This window comes from Gimesia maris (assembly GCF_008298035.1).
In the GTDB taxonomy this organism is placed as follows: domain Bacteria; phylum Planctomycetota; class Planctomycetia; order Planctomycetales; family Planctomycetaceae; genus Gimesia; species Gimesia maris.
Map to the genome: position 1 here is coordinate 2659507 of NZ_CP042910.1, position 23459 is coordinate 2682965.

Below are 23459 nucleotides of genomic sequence, written 5' to 3' on the forward strand. Positions count from 1 at the left end.
CCAAACTATTAATTGTATACGTGGCAAATTGGAACTGGTGCTGTCGCCCGCCTGTAAAAAGTTCCGAAGCGCAAATGAAACCCTTAAAAATGATAATTTGGGACCCTGAATCAATAGGAGTACCTTTAATATGTTAGACGCCTTAGCAAACACCCCGGTCCGATCGGCATATTGTGATGATGAAGATTTCCTGGAACTGATTGAAATGTTCGTCGATGGGATCGAGGAGAAGAAACAACTTTTGAGTCAGGCCGTGAGTACTGAGCAGATCACTCCGCTTCAAACGATGGCGCATCAGCTCAAAGGGGCCGGTGCCGGCTATGGATTTGATGAGCTTTCCGAGCTTGCTTCTCATCTGGAAGAAGCCTGTAAATCGGAGGATCGGGTTGAAATAGCACATCAGAAAGAGCTGCTGTTGCACCATATGAATCGCATTGTCGTCTGAATTTGGATCGAATCCGAATCTATTCGGTGAGTCGAGTAATCAGTTTTGACAGTGCGACGATGCGCGTGATCAGTGCTTTTGCCGTCTGAACACCCGGAAGTCCCATACCCTGCCGATCAAAAAGTATCGAAGTTTTACGATGACTTTTAAAGGCAGGCTGGACTGCATCGACATCATTGCAGATCGATTTCCACTCGGATCGCAGATGTGCGGGCACGGTCTCGGGGATTTGTTCCGAGAGTTCCTGAATTTTTTCAGAAAGATCCAGAAGCAGATGTCTGGCATCATAATTGGCATTCTGGAACTGGGCAACGATCTGTGACAGTGCCTGTTGAAATTCTTCAATGCTCATCTTTGTAAATCTCTGGCCCTGAGTATTATCTCAGGGGGCAGCCCGGAAGTGGTTGATGGGGGCTGATTACCGGGGTAAATTCAGAGGATCACGGTTTCAGCCGCTAATTTTCAGGGTTCTTATTGACCTGAGCTGTTAATTATTAGTAAAAATGATCTTCAAACGCTACTGCACGTCAAGCAATTTCATTATTTTAAGCCAGCAGGCCGGAGACGATGATGCGTCTCACGGTTGTTGACCTTGAATAGAACCACAAAACAAAAATGTTGCATTCACAGGGAGTCTTTCATGTCCAAGGTTAGCCAGGTCGCTGTCGGTTTACTGCTGATTACAGTCGGTTATGTTTTAGGTGCTTCTCAAAGTTTTCAAAGCAGTCTGTTGCACGCACAGCAGACCTCCGGGACTCCGACCGAAGAGACGGAAGACAAGATCAAACGTGGTGTGAAGCAACTGGTTGATGCACAGTCAGCGCTCGAACAGGAAAATTTCATGCGTCCTGCTACTAAGGGACTGAATGCATTTGCGGTCTCATGTGGAGGTGTGAACGCGCTGGATGACCTCGAAGCCGGGAATGGTGTTGACCCGGAAACGTTCGCCGGTCTGTATGCAGGAATGGCCAAGCCGGATGTTGCAGCACAACTGGGACGTGACGATCAGGGCAGAATTACCTACAAAAATAAGATCGTGCGTATGTATCCGGTATCCCGTCTGAAAAAAATGTTTGCGACTCGATTGAAATATCTGGGAGAAAATCAGGACGACGCTACCAGTTTTTAATTTTCAGTCGATCTCATTTCGCTGATTCAAGGACTGACTTTGCGAGTCTGCGTGGTGACAGTGTCGGTAATGCCATTTCGAACTGAGCGACTCTTCGTTGTTGAGATTCAGAAATGAGGATGGCTTTCCAGGTGAGACTTTCGATTTCCATTTTTCCCTCGAAACTGGTTCGTGGGACTGATACACGGAACTCTGTCACCCGTTTCTCCTCTCTCGTGCAGGACTCCAGTTTATCGACCTGGAGTCCGGATCTCTGCTCAATGGGGGGGGCGGCAGTCGCTATGATCTCCCGTTTTTGCGGTTGTCGGGCGATTTGAGAAAGATAGGCCCCATTGAATTCCAGGTGGATTGATTCGACTTCTGAATTGATGGGATGACTGCAACGCAGGTGGAAGTCACTGAATTCGGAAATGGAATCTGCCGGACTTTCAGAAGATGAGTGTTCAGCGTGCAGGAAAACCTGCTGAGGCGTCTGTTGAATTTTCAACAGCGTCAACTGCATCGCTGGAAATCCCTGCACGTGAATCATCCGTTTTTCCGGTCGCAGATTGCCTGATTTAAGACGTAGAAAACCGGAAGCTGTCGAAGCAATGTTCAAACTCGTATGGTTTTGATCTGACAAATTCCAGTCTTTAAAAGCTGGCCCGGCAAGTATGAATCTGCCACAGTGGATGAGGGGGTCAGGCCTGTTCGGGGCAGCCTGAAATGTATTATAAATCAGCGATTGTCTGGCCAGATCCAGAGACCAGAGACGAAACAGTTCTGGAAATGGAGTGGCAGTTAACTGCTCAATCTTATCAGTGCCTGTGAAGCGATGATGAGTAAAACGCCTGGCAAAACGGCTGTTCGACTGTCGCTGATTGCACCAGTTCAGAAAGAGATTCACGGCTCCCCGGCATCCATGGTTGCGCCAGAGTTGTGCGCGATAATAATCGGAGATGACCAGTGGATATGATTGAGGTGACCGGAAAAACTCACTGATACGGTAGTCACGATTCGTATAGCCAGGCTCCATCAGGTGCGCGATACCTTCGTTCAGCCAGTCTTCTTCATCTGGCAGAGAGTGGCCACCAGCAGTACGGATACTGGATACAGCTGCATGGGTCACTTCATGACTTAAGAGATCAAGTAGCTGGTGTCCCGGTTTCAATGCGGAATTAAGGTAAAGCATATCGCAGTGATTGCTGAACGGTTCTGCGACATTGTCTCGGAAGTCGCTGGGGCGGACAAAGCCATTGATCTTTGTTTTGCCACCCTGCAGCCTGCTTAACCAGGGGGTGAGAAGAATACAGAAACGCCCGTTACCATCAATATCTCGTATGGGCCCACACTCTCTGTTGATCTTGTCCAGTACCTGATTCTCAAGCTGCGCAATCAGATCACTGACCAGTCCGGCAGCCAGTTCTTCAGGTTTTTGCTGCTTATCCAGATAAATCGCAACCCGGGCGCTCTGACGAATCAATCGTGCCTCGAGCCGCGTGTATTGTTTTTTGTCGGAGAGATCCCCATCGGTTACAAACAGATTGAAGTACCTGACAGGTTCAAGAAGTGCTTGATCAGGCTCTGATTCACTCACCAGTGCCCCAGTTTCAGGAGAGCGGGGCTGTATTGAAACATGGTGCAGACTACTGGTTTGGGCAACAGAATCTAATTCTGGTATGTTTTCGAAATAACAGTCTGTGGCAGGCCGTTCCTCAACGGTGTCGTTAACTGTCAGGCTGATTGTTTTCGTGCGTCTGGGGGAGCGATCCAGATTGTTGACAATGAGTACGTATTCATCGTCGGAAGAAAATGACAGTGGAAAGCTCAGTTTATTTTTCAAGCCCGTGACCGTGACGGGAAGATTCCAGTTTACGGTCTGAGGGGGGCGAAAGGCAGGTTTATTAGCTTTGACTTGTCTTACAGTACGGCGGTTTCCTGACCCGGCAGGCAAGGGGCCTGATTTTGATGAATGAACTTCCCACCCAATCAATACAGCAATGCACGTGATCAAACACGTTAGTATGATGAATGGTCGAGAGAGCATGCCTGGAATCAGTGTCTGGATTTGGTGAAGCCTGACTGCAACACGTATTCGCGTGTTTACTTCCGGTTCATCGGAAAACGGTTGGTTCGTGTATGGAAACAAGGGGGTAAGACTGTATGGAAGATCGACTTTTACGCGTCTGCTTATTGAGAAGAATCAGTACAATCCGATCCCCTTCAACATGAAAGTAGAACCGAGTTGAGATACCAGATATGAACAGTTGAGTAGATCGAAGCTGTTTTATCAGCTTCTTTTGTTGAAATCGCTGATTTCGCTAAGTGGGCTTTGATCCTTACTTTCCCCATAATCGGACTGCAAATTACGCGGATCCTTCAGTCCGTGCCGACAAACCCTTTCCATCTCGCATCAAATTTGGAGAATTAAGAGAAAATCGGGGGAATTTCCTTCAATGGTGTCCGAGACTGTATATACAATGCACAGTTGAGGAGAATGCGCAATTTGGCAATCGACCATATAGGCTTAAGTTCAAGCATTCTTGCCTAAAGTTACTCGGGAGAGAGAAATCATGTCGCTATCCAGATTTGGAATTTCAATGTTTGTTCTGGCTGCCTCAACATTAATGTTGTGCTCGCCACAAAGTTTTGCTGAACAGCAGGTTCCAGAAATCTCAAACATTGGCCAGATCCTCAGCTATCAGAATGGTGAAGGCGAACATTTTTACGCCCTGCAGATCAAAGCGGATCGCCTGCCGGCACCAGCTCATGCGGGAGAGCAGATTGCGATTCTGTTTGATACGTCCGCCAGTCAGGTAGGCGAGCATCGGACTCAGGCTCTGGATGTGCTCAAATCCCTGTTGAATGAACTCCCCAATGATTCGAATGTTGCCGTCTACGCGGTTGACGTTCAATGTACTCCCTTTGTTAGTGAATTCGTTGCTCCTAAAAGTCGACAGGCCCAACTGGCTGTCGAATCGCTGGCTGCTCGAGCCCCTCTCGGTGCTACGAATCTTTCAGCTGCATTGAAAACAGTCCTGCAGGGGCTGCAGAATCAGCGGGCACGTTCAATTGTCTATATCGGCGATGGAATGAGCTCTGCCAAACTGATCTCACTACCTGAAATGGCAGCATTAACCGGTAAGCTGGCACAACAGCATGTTCCCGTCCACAGCTATGCAGTCGGCCCTAAAAAAGACCTGCAGCTATTGGGAACACTCGGCGTATACACTGGTGGAGTTGTTCTTTCTGATGAAGCAACAGGCAAGCAGGATTTACCGGCCATTGTTGGTAAAGAACTCGTCAAAGCGATCCAGGCTCCCGTATTTTATCCCGAATCAATTCGTATCTCAGACAACCAGTTAGAATTAAATACCAACCGCGCTTTACCTGTCAGGACTGACCGGGAGACTATTTATCTCGGAAAAGGCGACGTCTCAAGCGGTTTCACGGTAGAACTGAAAAACAGAAATCTGGACGGCATCTGGAAATTTAAAGTACCTGTCGCTCAGCCAGTAAACAGCTTCCTGGCGGTTCCCTGGTTAAATCAGCAGCCTGGACAGGAACTGGGAGTCGCTTTTGCCGGTCAGCGGATGATGAATCTGGCTCGTACCGGACACGAAGAACACATGGCTCAGCTGGAATTTGCCGGAACCAATGCCATTCGCAGTGGTAAATTTGAACAAGCTGCCAAATACGGAAACCTGTTGCAGCAGCTGGATCCCGGTAATTCCCGTGCAGATTCACTGTTGAAACTCTCAGATCGCTTCCAAAAAGCACAGCTGGCTCAGGCCGACATAAAACAACCTGCGGCTGATACTTCAGCTGAACCTGCTCCTAAAAGTGACCCACAGCCACCAATTGATGACGCCATCAGCAAAGTAGAACAACTGCGTCAAATCAAAGGTGCCCAGATGAAGATTGAAGTTCAGAACGCCATTGAAGAAGCCCGGCAGGAATCTGCTGAAAATCCGGAAGGAGCTCTAGGGGTTCTGAAACGGACTTTGAACTTCCTGAAATCAACCTCAGACATCGATATCGATTTACGTCAGCAACTCGAAAGTCGTTTGAGTAACATGATGGTGGATGTCCGCAGCCAGATGGAAGTCGCTGAAACTCGGCGGATTCGTCAACAACAGCAACTGGCTCAGCTGGAACAACAGAAACGTCTGGTAGATCAGATTCTGCTGGAAGATGAAAAGCTGGAACAATTGATCGACCGTGTGCGATCTCTGATCCAGGACGGTAAGCATGGTAACTTTGATGCCTATGAAGAAGCGGAAGCCGTTGCCCGTGTCGCCGTTGATATGGAACCGGGTAATGGGCCTGCGACCGCAGCTCTGTTTACTTCTGAAGCAGCAGGACAGTTAGCAAAAGTCTTCAAGATGCGTTCACTCCGTGCAGACCGTTTTCTGGAAACTTTGTATCAGGTAGAACTCTCACACGTTCCTTTCCCGGATGAGCCTCCCATTCGCTGGCCATCCGCTCCTGTCTGGACCGCGTTGACCGAGCGACGGAAGAAATGGTCTAACGTTGACCTGCATCGTAACAGTCCTGCTGAACAGCGGATCTTTGAAGAACTGCAAAAAGAGACTGAAGCAAACTTCCCTGACATCCCTCTGTCTGAAGTGATGACTTACTTTGCTGAATTGCACAATATTACAATCCTGATCAATTCGAACGATCTGGGAGAAGAAGGATTAACAGTTGATGAACCAGTCAATGTGGCTCTCAGCGGCATCAAGCTGAAAAGTGCGTTGAATATTATTTTAAAGCCAATCGGTCTGACCTATCTGGTTGAAGACGAAGTGATGAAAATCACCACCAGTATTAAAGCGGAAGAAATCTTGAGTACACGGGTTTATCCCGTTGCCGACCTGGTCATCTCAGTCTCCACACAGCAGTCTTCTGTTGGATCAAGTCAGGGTGGATTTGGCGGCCAGCAGGGTGGTCAGCAAGGTGGCCTCGGCGGTGGAGGTGGCTTTGGTGGCGGTGGTCAGGGTGGCTTCGGCGGTGGTGGCGGTGGTGGTCAGGGTTTATTTAACGTGGCTCCAGAAATGCTGCTGATGAATGGATTGCCCAAGCAAAATACAAAGCAGCAGCCCATTCCCCAAGCAAAAGAAAAAGCGGAAACCCCACAGTTGAAGTCAATCAAAGATGCAGAGATGAAAGCCATTCTGGATAACATCCTGGGAGAGACTGAAACCAAAGCATCGCAGGCTCAGTTTCAGGTCGAAGACAAACCCTTTCGTTTTGATAACAACACGATTGAACAACTCAAAAAAAAACCAGTGACCGTCAAGTAGGTGTCAAACAGAAACCACCTGTAGTCGCTGGACAATCTAAATTAACAGCACGGAGCCGTTCCCAGGGGAAAGGCTCCGTTTCTGTTAATAGTGAACCGGAAAAAAAGAGCGAGTTCAAAGCACCAATAATTGCCAATGTCAAAGATCCTCAGGCATTCTGGAATGAATATTTTTCCAAGCGAAAGCCTTCTCCCGACCTGGTAAATGATTTAATTTTCAATCTGCATCAGTCTGGCAAACATGAGCATGTCATAGCTGCCATCAACGCCGCTTTGATTCATGGTCAGTCGCAGCCTTGGATGTATGACGTACTGGCTTTATCGATGGAAATTGTCGGGCGGCCTCAGCAGGAGATTCAGCGCGTATTACTCTCACGCATCGATTTCTCTGCTACCGATGTACCCAGCATGGTGTATTCAGCCGCGTATCTTTCCCGGTTTGAGGCAGATGAACAGGCTCTGAAGCTCTATGAGCAGGCGGCAAAACTTCAGCCCTCCCGTCCCGAGCCTTATATCATGGGCTTACGCCTGGCAATTAAACTCAAAGATGCAGAAGCCATAGAGTGGGCGGCTACGGGGATCTTGACGAACGTCTGGATCAAAGATCATCAGCAATGGCATGAAAAAGCACTAAATGCATTGGCTGATCTGGAACAGTCATTTAATAAGGCGGGGCGAAAAGCAGAGGCAGATCGAGTCAGCTCAGCCAGGAAAACAGCTTTAGAACGTGATTTAAAACTTGAACTCACCTGGAATGGCGATGGTGATCTGGATCTGATTGTAGAGGAGCCGAAAGGGACAGTTTGTTCTTTTGAATCTCCCTTAACCGCCGGAGGTGGTGTACTGCTGAATGACGGGTATGGTCCGAAGCAGGAAAACTGTAAGGAAGAATATCTTTGTGCGAGTGGGTTCCCGGGAAACTATACCGTTCGAGTCCGCTATGTATCCGGGAATATTGTGGGACAGAGAGCGAAGCTGAAAGTAACTCGCTACGCAGGATCGGAGCAACCAATTGTTGAAACGAAAATCGTTCCTCTGTCAAAAGAAGATCAGCTGGTTCGAATCAATCTGGAAAAAGGCAGACGTGACAAGAAATCGCAGATCCCCGCAGAGCCTCAAGAAACTCAGAAAACCAGTCGCCTGGGGAATCGCAATCGAATACGTCCGGCAGGTCAACTTTCAAAAGGCTCGCGGGAATCACTTAACAGTTTCCGGGTTTCCAGGCAGGTCGGAATTTCAACTGGTCGGCAAACTCCCGTCGTGACGGGAGTACAGAATACCGGCGGAATTGCCAACCAGCCTGTGATAACAGTAATTCCTGAAGGAATCAGTCTCACTGGAGCAGCAGTTGTTTCGCCGGACCGAAGGTATGTCAGATTATCTTTATCGCCTCAGTTCACGAATGTGACTGAAATCTTCACGTTCAGTTTTATGAACCCCTGATCCAGTACCCGTATTTCAGCGGACAAGCCCCGGTTTCACATCCAGATCGAGAGAAGCGATTCGGCCCTGATCCAGATGGTGCCAGGCAATCGCAGCCATGGCTGCATTGTCGGTACATAAATCAGGTGGTGCAATGCTCAGATGGAAGCCAGACTGCTTCGTCATTGCCTCCAGCTGCTCTCGCAGCAGGGCATTGGCCGCGACGCCCCCGCCTACACAAAGAGTGGAGTAATCATACTGGGTTAATGCCTGATGGCATTTTGCAACCAGAACATCAACTACGGTTGCCTGGAAGCTGGCTGCGAGATCAGCTATACGATCTTCAGTGAGAGGCGGTGGCTGTTTTTTTGCTCCCGGATTTCCCAATGCTTCGTACAATACCGCTGTCTTCAGGCCACTGAAACTGAAACGCAGTTCCGGGTCTTTGATAAATGTTCGAGGGAATGGAAATGCTTTGGGATTTCCCTGAACCGCGGCTTTTTGAATGGAAGGGCCTCCCGGATAAGTCAGACCAAGAATCTTAGCAACTTTATCGAAGGCCTCTCCAGCGGCATCATCAATGGTTGCGCCGATCAGATCAAACTGCAGCGTTTCCGAACAGTGATACAGGTTCGTGTGACCTCCACTGACGACCAGGCCAATCGCGGGGAACAATGGGTGGTCTTCCTGCATCTGGCAGGCAAACAGATGGCCTTCAATGTGATTGACTGCAATCAAAGGGATCTCGAGTGTGAGTGCCAGGGTTTTGGCGGCGGTCAGACCGATCAGCAGAGAGCCAACCAGACCTGGTTCCGTTGCCACTGCTACAGCAGTCAGCTGATCCAGGGTGATTTCGGCCTGTTTTAGTGCATCATCAATGACTGGTAAGATGCGTTCCAGGTGGGCCCGCGAGGCAATTTCTGGAACGACACCCCCAAATTTTTCATGCAGTCGGGTCTGAGAAGAGACGACATTCGAAAGAATTCGCATATCACGAGTGATCACCGCAGCGGCGGTTTCGTCACAGGAAGATTCGATGGCCAGGAGATATTCTTCAGATTGATTCATAGAGGGGAATTTACGTTATTTCCAATAAAAAAGCGACCCTCGAGACCGAACAGATTCCCGAAAGTCGCTTTCGTATTATAACTGGCTAACGTGGTTCAAGTCGCAATCTGGTTGTCTGGCCGAATGGTGACCTGTACCTGGTAGGATCTCTTCAACAGAAGCATTCGCTAAGTGGTTTGAATCACCAGAGGTGCTTTTGCCGGTTGTGGGAGCGCGGCTGCTTTTTTAGAGGGTTTCTTCTCTTTTTCCACTTCCTTTTTCTCAGCTTTTTGAGCATCTTCCTTGGCCGCTGGTTTTGTTTCCTCATTCAAAGCAGATTTGATGTAGTCTAATGCCAGATCAAGCTGTTTGTCTTTGAATTTGTTATCCAGTTTGGCGTTATGGTCCAGAATATCACGTTTACGGCGGTATTCGCCGAATGCCTCTAATTCTTCATCAGTGAGCCTCAGACGGTATTTGTCGTCGGGGGTGACTCCCCAGACGTCAGTATCTTTTGCTCCGGGGAAACGGTGGATGTTTTTACCACTGGGGCGGTGATAACTTGCGGTGGTCAGCTTGAGGGCACTGTCACCTTCTTCCAGTTCGATCACATTCTGCACGCTGCCTTTGCCCCAGGTTCTTTCACCGACGATGACCGCCCGTTTGTGATCCTGCAGGCAGGCTGAAACGATCTCACTGGCCGAAGCGGAATAGCGATTGACGAGCACCGCCATGGGGAACCCGTCATAAGTTCCTTCGGCGGTCGCCTCCCATTTACGGTCCCGACTGTTTCTTCCCTGTGTGCTTACAATCTTACCGGATTTGATGAACATGTCCGATATTTCTGTTGCTTGAGAAAGCAAACCACCGGGGTTGAATCTCAAGTCCAGGATAAGTGCTTTCATTCCCTGCTTCTGCAGGTCTTCAATCGCGGCTTGTAATTCTTCTGAACTATGACGACTGAAGTGTGTCAGTCGGATATACCCGATTTTTTCTTTCTTGTCGAGCATGTAATCCCAGGAGTCATCAGATTTATAAGTGTCTCCCAGAACGGTAGCTACGTGGATTAATTCGCGTGTGACTGTTAAAGGAATCACCTCTTCGGTTCCCTTGTGAATCACAGACATGCTGACTGATTCACCCGCACGACCTTTCAGGATTTTGATCGCTTCGGGAAGTGTAAAACCTTTGGTTGTTTTTCCCTCGATTGAGTCGATCACATCGCCGGCACGAATTCCTGCTTTATAAGCGGGGGTCCCAGGCAGGGGAGTCATGACGGTCAGTCTACCGTTGTTTTCGTCGATATGAACCTGAATTCCAATGCCGCCGAATTCCTGTTCTACGACCTGATTAAACCGGGACAGATCTCTGGGACTGATATAATTCGAGTACTGGTCCAGTTCCTGCACCATTCCCCGAATCGCCGCTTCTACCAGAATACGACGGTCGATATCTTTTACGTAGTTTCGTTCAATTTGTTCGTAGGTATCTGCGAACAGTTTCATCATTTGATAATAGTCGTCATCTTTCTCTTTCTCGCTGCTTTTTTCATCTGCAAAACTGAATTGCGGAAAGATCGAGAAGAGGATCAGGGTGACGAGAGAGAACGAACTGATCAAGCGGAATTTTTGCATGGACGATTCCTTATGAGATATACAGAACACAATTCAAACTTGAAGGAACTGAATGTTCTCCAGAGTCGGAATAGGTTTTGTCTGGTGTCGAAACTCGTGAGAGCTTCCTTTCCTTTTCTATAAGTGTAGGCGATCTGTAAAGCAGTGGCAAGATTTGCTCCCTAAACTGAGAGTTTAAAACCGGTTTCTTCTGAAAATCATTCTGAAATTGAATTCTGAGGTCCCGCCGGATACATTGCACGGGGGCTGTTTTTGTATCTCTGCTAGTCATTTCAGACCAGATGCATCTGAGAATTGAGGACACCATTGTAAAAATGGGGTTTCCACCAGGGGGATGATTAATATTTCTGCTTTAAAACCGGGCAACACCTACCATGCAGCCTGAAGTTCAAATTTTGACAGGTATAGCCGGTTCCGGTAAAACGGATCGCTTACTGGATGAATATCGCAGTGCGTTGCAGGAAGGCCTGAAACGGCATGTTCCCGGTAAAACCCTCTGGCTTTCCCCTACCGTCCGTTCACGCAGGCAGGTTCTGGATCAGTTACTCAGCCCGGAAATGCCGGTGTGTTTTGCTCCTCATGTATTTACCTTCGAGGCTTTTGCCGAGACAATTTTACAGTCGCTCGATCAGCCTGTTCAGACCCTGCCAGAAATCTCCAAACGCTACCTGCTCAGGAGTATTGTGGACGACCTGGTAGCTGCAGGTCAGATTCAGTATTTCAGTTCCATCGCGGGCACGACCGGTTTTCTGGATCTGATCTCGCATTTTATTTCTGAATTAAAACGGGAAGAGATCTGGCCGGAACAGTTTTCCGAGGCATGTGGCCGTTTAAAAACAGATTCCCGCCAGAAAGATCAGGAACTGGCATTAATCTATGATCGATATCAAGTCGCATTACATGAAATGCGACGTTATGACTCTGAGGGAAGATTCTGGTCTGCCCGGACTGCGTTGCAGGAAGGAATGTGGGGCCCTTTCGGCCAGTTTGATCTGATCGTACTGGATGGTTTCGCTGATTTTACTCATACACAGTACGAGATCCTGGAACTGCTGGCGGCCAGAACCAGCAGGCTGTTGATTTCACTTCCACTGGAAAATAATTTACGACGCCAGGATTTATTTGCGAAATCTGTGGTCGCCAGGCAGGTTCTTGAAAACAGACTGCCGGGAACGATTCACTGCGTTGCCTGCGAGCGTGATGCGCCTGCATCTTCCCGGTCTCAGATCTGTGAAGCGTTATTTGATAATCCTAGAGGGATTAAACCATCTCCGTCTGCAGAACAAATCAAGGTTCTAGCGGTCGCCGGTCAACGGAATGAACTGGAAGTACTGGCAGTTGAAATCAAGCAGTTACTGCTGCAGGGAGTTCCACCGGAAGAGATTTCGCTGGTATTCCGATCGACGCTGGAATACGGCGACCTGATCCACGAAACCCTGTCCGCAGCCGGGATTCCTTATTTCCTCGGGCAGGAACAGGAGTTTTCCCGGTTTCCCGTGATCAGGGCCATATTTACCTTCCTGCAGATTGAGCTGGATAACTGGTCGTTCGACAGTCTGATGTCCATTCTGGATTCGAATTATTTTTCACCAGACTGGCCCGAATACAAATCGGGGACTGCTGTGCGTTGCCTTTCCCGGATCTTACGAGAGCTGAAGATCGATTCCGGTAAAACCGATATTTTGAACGCTCTGGAAAAGGAATACCGGAAAGCAAACGAGCTTTGTACCCGTTACCCTGATCAGCCGAAGCGACAGGCGATACTGCTGGAAATGGAGTCTGCGTATCATCTCGCAAAGCGACTTTCCAGTGAAACTCAAAAATTGCGCGGCAAAGAACTGTTTGTGACGTGGATTGAAATACTGATCTCGCTGGCGAATGAATTTGGCTTGCCCAAAGCCTGGTCCAGCGAGGAGCCCGGAACAGAGGCTCTCGATCAACGCGATCAACTGGTCTGGGAACGGTTTCAGAAACTCCTGTTTCATGCTGTCGCTGAAGTAGACCAGATTGAGCAGTTTCATCAGCGGGAAGCCGCTCCCCTGGATTTACTCACGTTTCGGAGTTTACTGCTGGATCTCCTGGAACAGCAGACTCTCGCATTACAAACGGAAGAAACGGGGCGGGTTCAGGTTCTGGATGCGTCTCAATTGAGAAATCTGAGTGTCCCTTATCTGCTGGTAGGAGGGCTCAGTGAAGCCAGTTTCCCCCGCAGCCATCGGGAGGATTGTCTTTACAGTGAAAAAGACCGTGGGGAATTAAATGAGTACGGACTCTCATTGAAGCGTCACGCTAATCAACAGCAGGAAGAAATGCTGTTGTTTTATGAGGTGATGACGCGATTTTCAAAACGGCTCATTCTGAGTTATCCTGCCATCAGCTCTACAGGACAGCCCTTATTTGCCAGTCCGTATCTGACTGCATTAATGGATCTGTTTGAACCAGGGGCACTTTCGGTTAGACAGGTGGGAGAATTGAATCCACTGCCTCGTCGGGAGCAGGCGATGTCGGCACGTGATCTTCGCATTCTGGCAATTGATGAATTGAAACGGGATCAGCCAGGACTGTTTTTGCAAATTCTGGAAGAACCGGGGTTCCAGGCCACTGCCCGGAATATACTTTCAGCTGTGGAAATGGCAGTAGCCAGGTTTGAGCAGGAAGGCTTTACCGAATATGAAGGGATCATGGTCTCCGCTGCGACTCGACAGGCCATCCATGAGCGATTCCCGCAGGACTACGAATTCAGTACTACTCAACTGGAGTTGTATCTGGCTTGTCCCTTTCAGTTTTTTGTACAGAATGTACTGGGGATTGAGGTACCTGAGCCACCTGAATTAAGAACCAATTTTCTGCAGCGGGGAATTCACGTCCACAGTATTCTGACCCGCTTGTATGAGCAGCTCGGTTCAGAAGGTGATAACACACAGTTGTATGAAGCAGATCAGGTTGAACCACTGTTTCTTGAATTACTGGAAAAACGAGTCTCGGATTCTGATGTTGAATCCAAACTGCAACAGGTATTGCTGTCGATTGAGAAACAGATCCTGAAGGACTGGGGAGGACTGTTTGCAGAACAGTCAGTAACTTATGGTCAACTGTTTGAGGAACTGTGGGATACGGTTCCCGCGATCGTCGGCCGGGAGGTCCCCTTTGGAAAAGTGCCTGGGGAGCCAGACCCGTCACAAAGACAGTATCAGCATCTGACGCTGGGAACCGGTACGCGTGAAACGCGCGTTCGAGGGCAGATTGACCGGATTGACGTGGGGACCATTAACGGTCAGAAATATTTCAACATTATTGATTACAAGACCGGGCGGAGCGTCCCCTCTTCGACGGAAATCCGAACTGGTAAGAAGCTGCAGCTGGCCTTGTATCTGATAGCCGCTCGTCGACTGGGGATGATTGACGCCGATGCGGAACCCTTCCATCTGGGGTACTGGAAGATCCAGGAGTCTGGTTTTGTCATGCCTTTGCATTCTGCTCGCAAGAGAATGATCGAACCCATCTCGCCTGAGGATCTGGAGGTTCTGGAAGTGACGCTGGAAGGCCTGGTTCCGCATCTGGCAGCGTTCATTCGGAGTGGTTTTTTCCCCGTGCAGGTGGATGAAAAAATCGCTCATCTCGACCAGGCGTTTCAATCGGTCTGTCGTGCTTCCCAGGTGGAGAGCTATCGAGACAGCCTGGGAAAACAGATTAATCTGTTGCAGTTTGCTGATACCGCCCCCGATTCCGCTACCGAACAATCACAAAACTGATCACGAGAGAGCATGTCGAAACAACCCACTTATACCGATCAACAGGCCGCTGCCATCAATACGCGTGATGTCTCCATTGCGCTGTCAGCAGGTGCGGGTTGTGGGAAGACGTTTGTGTTGACACAACGGTTTTTAAAACTGATTGAGCCGGGAGCCCCCCCCGACCGACTCAGCCATATCGTCGCGATTACGTTTACGGAACGTGCGGCCCGGGAAATGCGGGACCGGATTCGTGAAACCTGTCTGGATCAGTTGAAGAACTGTCCGCCGGAAGAAGTGAATCACTGGCAGGCGGTGATTCGCGGTCTGGATTCGGCACGGATCAGTACGATTCATTCTTTTTGTACTTCAATTCTGCGGAGCCATGCCGTCAGTGCCCGGCTTGATCCGCATTTTGGTCTGCTGGAGCAGGGGACCAGTGACACATTTTTGCGGAAGGTCGTGCATGAAGCAGTCCATGAACTGCTGAAACAGGAAAATGCCGATTGCATCCAGATGGTATATCGCTTTGGTCTGGAGAAAACCTATGAACTGTTGATTTCCCTGGTTCCCCAGCAGTTTCGTCTTGAATTTGATGAGTTCCGCGAACTGACTCCAGAACAGCTGGCGGGACGGATGCGCGATTTCTGGGAACAAAATTATATACCTATGCAACTTGCGGAGATTGCTGAGTCAGACGCGACGCTGCATTTATTAAGGCTGATGAATTCGCATGAACCGAGCAATCCGAAACTGCGTCAACGGTTTCAGACGCTCAAATCACGTATTCCTGAGCTGATAGACGGCGCTCCTCAGATGCGAGGTGAATTACTGGGCACACTGATAGATCATGCCAAAATTCAAGGGGGAGGCACCAAAAAGGACTGGGATGATGTCAGCATTTATGAGCAGATCCGTGACGGATTCAAAGAATTACGTGAAACATTGAAACCAGTTTATGAAACACTGTCTCCCGATCCTGCTGGATTCCTCGCGGCGGCAGAATTCAGTCTGGTGGTGTTAAGAGTGTCTGAATATGCCGCGAAATGCTACCAGGAGAGTAAAGCAGAAAAAGGGCTGTTGGACTTTGATGATCTGTTGCTGCAGACTCGGGATCTGTTCCGCCGCGATCCAAATGCCCGACAAAGGGCTGCTGCCGGCATTCATTATCTGATGGTAGATGAGTTTCAGGATACCGATCCTGTACAGAGTGAAATTGTTCGCGCGTTGTGCGGGAAAGAACTTTTAACCGGGAAACTGTTTCTGGTGGGGGATGCCAAGCAATCCATTTATCGGTTCCGAAGGGCCGACCCGGAAGTATTTCATCAGCTCCGACAGGAGATTCCAGAAAAGGGGCGGCTTCCGTTAAGTACCAATTTTCGAAGCCAACCCGCGATACTGAATTTTACGAACTGTCTGTTTGCGTCAGCGATGGCACATTATTACGAATCGTTGACGCCGTTCGACCAGCAACAGCACTCACCCACGCCGGGCATTGAATTCCTGTTTGCCTCGCCTGATGACCCGGATATCAAGCTGGCCGACGCAATCCGTGAAACCGAAGCAGACTGGATTGCGGCTCGGATTCGTCAATTGCTCGAAGATGAGACTCCCCGCATCTGGTCCAAAAATCCGCAGAGCGGCGAACGCGAATTGAGGCGGGTGGAACCCGGAGATATCTGCATTCTGTTTCGTTCACTGTCGAGTGTCAGCCTGTATGAAAAAGCATTGCAGGAGCATAATCTGGATTATTATCTCGTAGGGGGTCGTGCTTTTTACGCACAACAGGAAATTTACGATCTGAGTAATCTATGTCAGTACCTGGATAGCAGCGATGATGAGTTAAGCCTGCTGGGACTGTTGCGTTCACCGTTCTTCAGTCTGTCTGATGATACGATTTATGCCATCACACGCCACGCAGAAAGCCTGACGGCAGCAATGCAGGTCGCCCCGCCAGATCATGTGCGTCCCGAGCAGAAACGCCAGGTACGCTATGCCCAGGCTGTACTTCAAGAGCTGCGGACAAAAAAAGACCGATTGTCTCTGGTTGAGTTATTAAATCTGGCTCTGGAGCGAACCGGTTATGACGCGGCTTTGCTCAATGAATTTCTGGGTGACCGCAAACTGGCCAACCTGAGAAAACTGATTGAGCTGGCTCGCAATTTCGAAGCATCGGGCCTGTTTACTCTGAAGGATTTTGTCCAGCGAATTCGGGATTCGATTCTGGAAGAGAGTAAGGAAGAGCTGGCGGCGACTTTACCTGAAACCAGCGACGTCATTCGTCTGATGACCATCCATCAGTCCAAAGGGCTGGAATTCCCAGTCGTGATTGTTGCCGACATGGATCGCCGCTCACAGGGAGCTTCTAAGGATCCATTTCTGCATCCGGAATGGGGGGCACTCCTGAATTTGCCAGCAGAGCGGGGGGTAACTCCGGAGAACTTCGCATTTAAAATGCATCGTGCGATCGAGCAGAACGCCGATGAAGACGAGACTGTCAGACTGTTGTACGTTGCAGTGACCCGCGCAGCAGATTACCTGATCCTCTCTGCCGGATTGCCCTATGATCGCAGGGTACAGTCCCCATGGATGAAACTGCTGTCGCGGCACTTTGATCTTTCAACGGGGTTGCCGACTTTGGATCCTTATCTGGGTCATTTTACCATGGGAAATGTTCAACAAGATCAGATTCCGGAAATTCGCGTGCATCTGAATCGACCTCAAACTGCAACGAAACCAGCGAAGAAAATTAAAGAGCTGAAACCCAGTCAGTTCTGGGCAGCACTTGAACAGGGATCTCCAGGAGGTTATCCGGAGACATTTACCGTCTTCGCCCCTCAAAAAAACAGGCAATCCCATTTCAGCGTTTCACATCTGGAAGTGGCTGATGCCTTAATACAAGAGTTGCCTGAACCACAATACCAGAGGCTGTCGACAGCAGATCTGTTGAATGCTGATGAGGCGACCCAACTGGGGACATTAACACACTCTGTGATAGAACGGCTGGATCCACTAAAGCCTGAACAGTCAGACCGGATTGTGGAACTCGTCCTGTTCGATCAACCCCAGGTCGCTGGAGATAAACTGAAACCGTTGATTCAGCAGCAGATTGCTGCCTGGTATGAATCGGAGATCTGTAGTGCGTTGAAAGCGGCACGCGTTCATTATCGGGAACTGGAATTTCTGCTACGCTTGCCAGCGACTTCTGACAAAGAGTCTGCTGTGACAGTAACCGGCATGATTGATGCCGTTTATCAGACGGACGATCAGCGCTGGGTTGTCCTCGATTACAAAACCGGTGCACGCCTGGCTCAACTGGCAGATGAAGAACTGATCTCAGAGTATGAATTTCAGTTGGGAGTCTATACACTGGCGGTCGAACAGCTCATTGGCTGTCTGCCTGACTCTGTCGGCCTGGCAGTGGTCCATGATTCGGTTCGATTTGTAGAAATGAAGTTTGATACAGAGCGACTTGCTCAGATTTCAAATCGGCTTTCCCTGGCGGTTTCTCACCTCAATCAATCTCTCGTGGCGACAGAAAGTAGTTAAGCGGTTCCATGACCAGTGAGTTCCCCTCCGAGCTTGATTGTTTTAAGCAGTTGTATCAACAACCTGAAATCTTTGAAATCATTCGCGAACACTCTGGTTCGGAATTTCATCTGCAGAAACAGTTACGCAAGACTTACGCTGAAGATGCTGTTCGTGCTGCGCTCACGCTGGCAGAATTACGCAAGCGGGGGCGAGCCAAGTTTTCCCGTGCAGACCAGATGTGGTTTGATCGCAAAAGTCTGGAGCAGGCAACACCGGAACTGGTGTCACAACATAAAGCGACCCGGTTTTCCGGGATGGTATATGATTTCTGTTGTGGAATGGGCGGCGACCTGGTGGCGCTGGGGGAGTATGCGGCCGTCACCGGAGTTGATATTTCACCAGTTCTCTGCCAGTTCGCAGCCTGGAACAGTGAAGTTTATGGGGTTTCCAGTTCCGTCAATTTACTGAACCAGCGTCTGGAAGAAATACAGGATCGCCAGGGGAGACTGCACATCGATCCGGATCGACGTCCTCATTCAGGTGGGAAGGTCATTCGCATCGAAGACTATCTGCCTGGGCTGGAGACGCTGCAGGAATTGATATCACAGTTTCAAGGTGGTGCCATCAAACTCAGTCCAGCCAGTAATTTCGCCGGCAAGTTTCCCGGGACCGAGGCCGAACTGATCAGCCTGAACGGGGAGTGTAAAGAAGCGACCATCTGGTTTGGAGACCTGGCGGGCGCGCACGAATATCGGGCAACTACAATTTCCAAAGCCGGGCAGATCGACAGTATTGCCGGTCACCCCATGGATGACTTTGTTGAGATTACTGATGCGGACAACTATGTCTATGATCCAGATCCGGCAGTGGTTCGTTCTGGATTACTGGATGTCGCCGCTGCGCAGGCAGGCTTGAGTCGCCTGGATCCGGAAGAGGAATACCTGACTTCGACTGATGCCGTAGATTCACCTTTTTTCAGACGATTTCGGATTCTGGAAGAACTTTCGACCAATGACCGTGAAATCCGAAAGTATTTTCGAAACGCCAATTTTGGTCAGCTCGAAATCAAATGTCGGCGGATACCGGTTGGCATCGAGGCACTCCGTCGAAAGCTGTCACTGAAAGGGGATGAAGCCGGTGTGCTGATCATCGCCCGTCTGCAGGGCAAGTCGCGTGCTCTGGTTTGCGAACGGGAATAAGCTGCACAACCACAGCCTGTCGAATTCACTTACAAAAAAAGCGGGGTCCTGGTGTGGATCCCGCTTTTGTTTTGTGTTGGTTCAACAAAATCACTGACAGCTTATTGTGCCTGTCGGAACTGGAACTGGTCGACTGGAATTAACTGTTGTGGTGCAGCCGGAGCATTGTTAAACACGAAAGAGAATGCATAGCAGATTACCTTCCCGGATGACATTTCACCCACATACAATCCACCTTCAGCAAACTGGGCCCGTCCCTGTGCGGGCAGACTGACAGTACCGGATACAATCACATAATGTGGTTTGGCTGTCGGATCGACGCCAAAGTCAGCAGCGAGATTACGGAAATAGGCATAAGTGAATTTGCCCGTTCGTGAGTTCAGGACGGCTCCCTGCAGACGACCGGTGAGGAAGTCGAGTACAAAAACGCCTTCCGCATTCCCGCTACGAGTTGGAACAGTTGTGATCGCGAAACGATCGCCATCCCGGTCTGTGGCAACCGCGTAGGCTGGTTCGTGTGGCCAGAAGTAGGATAAACACATACCGCAGATTACCCCGACGGTCAGCCACAGAAAACGGCGATCTCCATTTTGATTTTTCACCACAAATGCCTCCCAGTGCTATATTTATTCAGAATTCAAGTGTATTGATTCACAGCCTGTCCCTTGTACAAGATGGGGAGTACAAAGTGGATCAATTGATAATGAAATGACCCGAATCGATCGTGGCTGACAAACGTATTGTAACCAAGATCCGAAATCCCTGCCAGACTTGATTTCATCGAATTTAAGGAATGTCAGGGGAGGATCAGAAGGCTGAATTTAAAGACTTATAGCCCGAAATTCCCATTGGTTGTAATTCCAATCCAGCGAAAGTATGCTGCTTTTAAGTGACTGTCCTTCGGGCAGATCAGATTCAACATGTCGCAGCTCAACTCTAACTCGTCTGTAACGCACGGGTCTGGAATGAATCAACGAGAGGAAGGAATGCAACTATGGAAACAATGAACGGTCAGCTGAATCGTAAATTGCGGATGGCACTGGTGGGTGGGGGACAAGGTTCGTTTATCGGTCGAGTCCATTCCATTGCTGCCTGTCTGGATAATCGTGCGGAACTGGTTGCCGGGGCACTTTCTTCCAATCCTGAGAAGGCGAAAGCATCTGCACCAGCCTATGATATCAAACCTGACCGCGCTTATGGTTCCATTGAAGAACTCGTTGAAAAAGAGTCAGCACTTCCTGAAGATCAGCGGATCGATTTCATCAGTATCGCGACTCCGAATTTTACCCACTTTCCCATCGCGAAAACGGCTGTCGAAGCCGGCTTCAATGTCATCTGCGATAAGCCGATGACCTTCGATCTGAAACAGGCGGAAGAGCTGAAGTCACTCGTGGAAAAATCGGGAGTTGTATTTGCGGTCAGTCATAACTATACCGGGTATCCGCTCGTGCGAATGGCTCGCGAGATGATTCTGAATGGGGAATTCGGCGAGATTCAGGCCGTCCGATCCAACTACATTCAAGGCTGGTTACGATCCCGACTGGAACAGGAAGATCAGAAACAGGCTGCGTGGCGAACCGATCCAGCAAAGTCAGGTGCAGCGGGTGCCTTCGGTGATATCGCGACCCACGCGTACAATCTGGGACGCTATATGACAGGTCTGTTGCCAGCAGAAATTTCCTGTAATTTGAAAATCTTTGCACCGGGGCGACAGTTGGATGATTATGGTCACGCTGTCATTCGTTTTCAGAACGGTGCGCTCGGAACTGTGACTGCCAGCCAGATCTCGCATGGTCGTGAAAATGATTTGTTCATCGAAGTTGATGGCACCAAGGGGGCATTATCCTGGAGACAGGAAGAGCCTAATCAGATGATTGTCCGCCGCAATGGTCAGCCACATTCGATTTATACACGCGACCCGAATGCACCGTTCATGAACGAAACGGGGGCAGCTGCCTGTCGTTTACCAGCCGGGCACCCCGAAGCGTTTTTCGAAGCATTCGCGAATATTTACCGATCTGCTTTTGATGCGATGATTAATCGAATTACCGGTCAACCTTTTGAACCGAAAAACACAATTTATCCGAATGTCTATGACGGCGTGGAAGGAATGTTTTTCATTCAACAGTCTGTTGCCAGCAGTCAGGAAAACGGGGCCTGGTTACCTTTTGAATGTGACAGTGCCCGGAGTTAATCCGGATCCAGCCTGTTAAACAGTCATTAACTGATTATTACAACGAGTATTGCTAGCAGGATGCGCGCCTGCAGGAGATTACCGTCTTCATTTCTGAAGATACGTCGTGATTTCATTTACATGTCGAAAACGAGACGCGGGAAGCTGGTGTTTCATGAAGAAAATCCCACTGCATTTTCAGATTCTAATCGCTTTAATCCTGGGAACGATTCTCGGCTTAATCTTCAACCCGGGGGAAATCTCTCTTGAAGATCAAACCTTAACGCTCACTCCGGTTGCAGGTGGCTTTGAGGTTGTTCAAAAAACAGCAGAACAGGATCCACAGGAGTATGACTTCGCAAACCGGGAACAGCTGCTAAAGCGTTTTCCGGAACTGAAAGGCCTGTTTGTTACAGGAGAACCTGAAAAAACGGTATCTGTCAAGGTGACCGGGCGTCTGATTCATATCGTGGATGCAGCCAGGAAAATCACACTCACGTATACCCGGAATGTCGATCAGAAAAAAACGGTTACCTCTATTTCCGCTGACAGCGGTGAAGAACTGGGAAAACAGTATCCTGAGTGGAAAGCAGCTTACGAAAAATATGGAACAGGAATTTCACAAACTGTAATGGGCGTCTCCAAATGGCTGGGTGATCTGTTCCTGCGCTTATTGAAGATGGTGACGATCCCACTGATTGTCACTTCCCTGATTACGGGGATTGCCAGTCTGGGAAACGCGACCCGTTTCGGAGCAATGTTCTCCCGGACGTTGCTGTATTATTTTTGTACGAGCCTGTTGGCGATCTGTACCGGTATTTTCGTGGTTAATCTGATCCGACCTGGTATTGGCGCAGAGCTGCCTGGCGGCAGTGGATCACTTTCGTCAGGCACGGAATCGGTCGGTTCTATTTTTCTGGATATGGTGGATCGACTCATACCGACCAACATTATTCATTCGCTGGGTGAGGGAGAATTTCTTTCGATCATCTCATTCAGCATGTTGACTGGCATCTTTATCATTATCGTCGGTGGCAAACACGCGAAAGTAATGACGGATTTCTTTCAGGCCGGCTTTGAAGTCATGATGCGGATGACCATGTTCGTGATCAGCCTGGCCCCCATTGGCGTGCTGGCGTTTATGGTGTATGCGGTTTCCTCCCAGGGAATTGAGATCTTTAAGACTCTGTCCTGGTACATGCTTTCCGTCTTTTTCGCTTTATTGATCCACTCGGTGGTGATTTTGCCATGTCTGCTTAAGTTTGTGGCGCGGCGGTCCCCGCTGGAATTCGCACGCGCGATGAGCCCGGCACTGATGACCGCGTTCTCGACGGCTTCTTCCAACGGTACACTACCGCTGACGATGAGTTGTGTGGAAGAGAATGCGGGTATCTCTAACGAAGTCAGTTCCTTTGTGCTGCCTCTGGGAGCCACGATTAACATGGACGGAACTGCGCTCTATGAAGCGGTGGCGGTGATGTTTATCGCTCAGGCTTATACTGGTGTGGTCATGCCTTTAGAGCAGCAGATTCTGGTAGCGGTGACCGCCTTGCTGGCCAGTATCGGAGCCGCGGGGATTCCTCATGCTGGCCTGGTGATGATGGCGATCGTACTCCAGGCGGTCGGTCTGCCTCTGGAAGCACAAGGAGTGATCATTGCCGTCGACCGAATTCTGGATATGTGCCGTACATCCGTTAACGTCTGGAGTGATTCCTGTGGATGTGCGATCATTGAACGGTATCGCTAAGATTTCGAATCTGTCCTCGGAGTTCAATCGAAGCTGACAGATTCTGCAGTTCTCACAGATTTCCAGATGAGCAATCCTTTCAACCGTTACAAACTGCCCCTTGCCTGATCTGCTGAA

General features: G+C 49.4%; 14 protein-coding genes. 9 read left to right on the forward strand and 5 right to left on the reverse strand.

Annotation, left to right across the window (positions count from 1 at the left end; genetic code table 11):
- The first annotated feature begins 130 nt into the window (after window positions 1-130).
- Complete coding sequence (locus GmarT_RS09860; RefSeq protein ID WP_002648743.1) at window positions 131-445, forward strand: Hpt domain-containing protein; 315 nt, start codon at window positions 131-133, stop codon at window positions 443-445.
- Between the two features lie 19 nt (window positions 446-464).
- On the opposite strand, the gene GmarT_RS09865 is transcribed toward GmarT_RS09860, so the two are convergent.
- Window positions 465-797 (reverse strand): hypothetical protein, encoded by a 333-nt coding sequence (locus GmarT_RS09865; RefSeq protein WP_002648742.1) that lies wholly within the window; start codon window positions 795-797, stop codon window positions 465-467.
- A 288-nt stretch (window positions 798-1085) separates the two neighbouring features.
- Between GmarT_RS09865 and GmarT_RS09870 the strand changes: the two genes are divergently transcribed.
- On the forward strand, window positions 1086-1574 hold the full coding sequence (locus GmarT_RS09870; protein WP_002648741.1) for a hypothetical protein: 489 nt from the start codon (window positions 1086-1088) through the stop codon (window positions 1572-1574).
- 13 nt (window positions 1575-1587) lie between these two features.
- Here GmarT_RS09870 and GmarT_RS09875 read toward each other — a convergent pair whose 3' ends face one another.
- Window positions 1588-3507, reverse strand: coding sequence for a hypothetical protein (locus GmarT_RS09875; RefSeq protein ID WP_002648740.1), 1920 nt, complete (start codon window positions 3505-3507; stop codon window positions 1588-1590).
- A gap of 619 nt (window positions 3508-4126) precedes the next feature.
- Between GmarT_RS09875 and GmarT_RS09880 the strand changes: the two genes are divergently transcribed.
- Complete coding sequence (locus GmarT_RS09880) at window positions 4127-6859, forward strand: vWA domain-containing protein (protein WP_081459602.1); 2733 nt, start codon at window positions 4127-4129, stop codon at window positions 6857-6859.
- Between the two features lie 299 nt (window positions 6860-7158).
- A complete protein-coding gene (locus GmarT_RS09885; protein WP_002648737.1) occupies window positions 7159-8301 on the forward strand; it encodes a YfaP family protein in 1143 nt (380 codons plus the stop codon).
- A 15-nt stretch (window positions 8302-8316) separates the two neighbouring features.
- On the opposite strand, the gene tsaD is transcribed toward GmarT_RS09885, so the two are convergent.
- Both tsaD and GmarT_RS09895 read right to left on the reverse strand, forming a co-directional pair.
- Entirely contained in the window at window positions 8317-9348 is a 1032-nt protein-coding gene (gene tsaD, locus GmarT_RS09890) for a tRNA (adenosine(37)-N6)-threonylcarbamoyltransferase complex transferase subunit TsaD (protein ID WP_002648736.1), read from the reverse strand.
- A 167-nt stretch (window positions 9349-9515) separates the two neighbouring features.
- Window positions 9516-10961 (reverse strand): S41 family peptidase, encoded by a 1446-nt coding sequence (locus tag GmarT_RS09895; protein WP_002648735.1) that lies wholly within the window; start codon window positions 10959-10961, stop codon window positions 9516-9518.
- Window positions 10962-11335: 374 nt separating this feature from the next.
- Between GmarT_RS09895 and GmarT_RS09900 the strand changes: the two genes are divergently transcribed.
- Genes GmarT_RS09900 through GmarT_RS09910 form a run of 3 tightly spaced genes read left to right on the forward strand, consistent with a single transcriptional unit; the run spans window position 11336 to window position 19422 of the window.
- Window positions 11336-14713, forward strand: coding sequence for a PD-(D/E)XK nuclease family protein (locus GmarT_RS09900; RefSeq protein WP_002648734.1), 3378 nt, complete (start codon window positions 11336-11338; stop codon window positions 14711-14713).
- Window positions 14714-14725: 12 nt separating this feature from the next.
- Window positions 14726-18241, forward strand: coding sequence for a UvrD-helicase domain-containing protein (locus tag GmarT_RS09905; protein ID WP_002648732.1), 3516 nt, complete (start codon window positions 14726-14728; stop codon window positions 18239-18241).
- 8 nt (window positions 18242-18249) lie between these two features.
- Window positions 18250-19422: a class I SAM-dependent methyltransferase gene (locus GmarT_RS09910; RefSeq protein ID WP_002648731.1), complete on the forward strand. Its 1173-nt coding sequence runs from the start codon at window positions 18250-18252 to the stop codon at window positions 19420-19422.
- 101 nt (window positions 19423-19523) lie between these two features.
- Here the strand turns inward: GmarT_RS09910 and GmarT_RS09915 are convergent, their stop codons facing one another.
- Window positions 19524-20024 carry a hypothetical protein gene (locus GmarT_RS09915; RefSeq protein ID WP_149302598.1) on the reverse strand — a complete coding sequence of 167 codons (501 nt, stop codon included), beginning with the start codon at window positions 20022-20024 and terminating at the stop codon, window positions 19524-19526.
- A gap of 392 nt (window positions 20025-20416) precedes the next feature.
- Here GmarT_RS09915 and GmarT_RS09920 point away from each other — a divergent pair, with 392 nt between their 5' ends.
- Together GmarT_RS09920 and GmarT_RS09925 are read left to right on the forward strand one after the other, a co-directional pair.
- Window positions 20417-21616, forward strand: a complete 1200-nt coding sequence (locus GmarT_RS09920) for a Gfo/Idh/MocA family protein (RefSeq protein ID WP_187782356.1) — start codon at window positions 20417-20419, stop codon at window positions 21614-21616.
- A gap of 154 nt (window positions 21617-21770) precedes the next feature.
- A complete protein-coding gene (locus GmarT_RS09925; RefSeq protein WP_052301304.1) occupies window positions 21771-23342 on the forward strand; it encodes a dicarboxylate/amino acid:cation symporter in 1572 nt (523 codons plus the stop codon).
- Window positions 23343-23459: the final 117 nt, after the last annotated feature.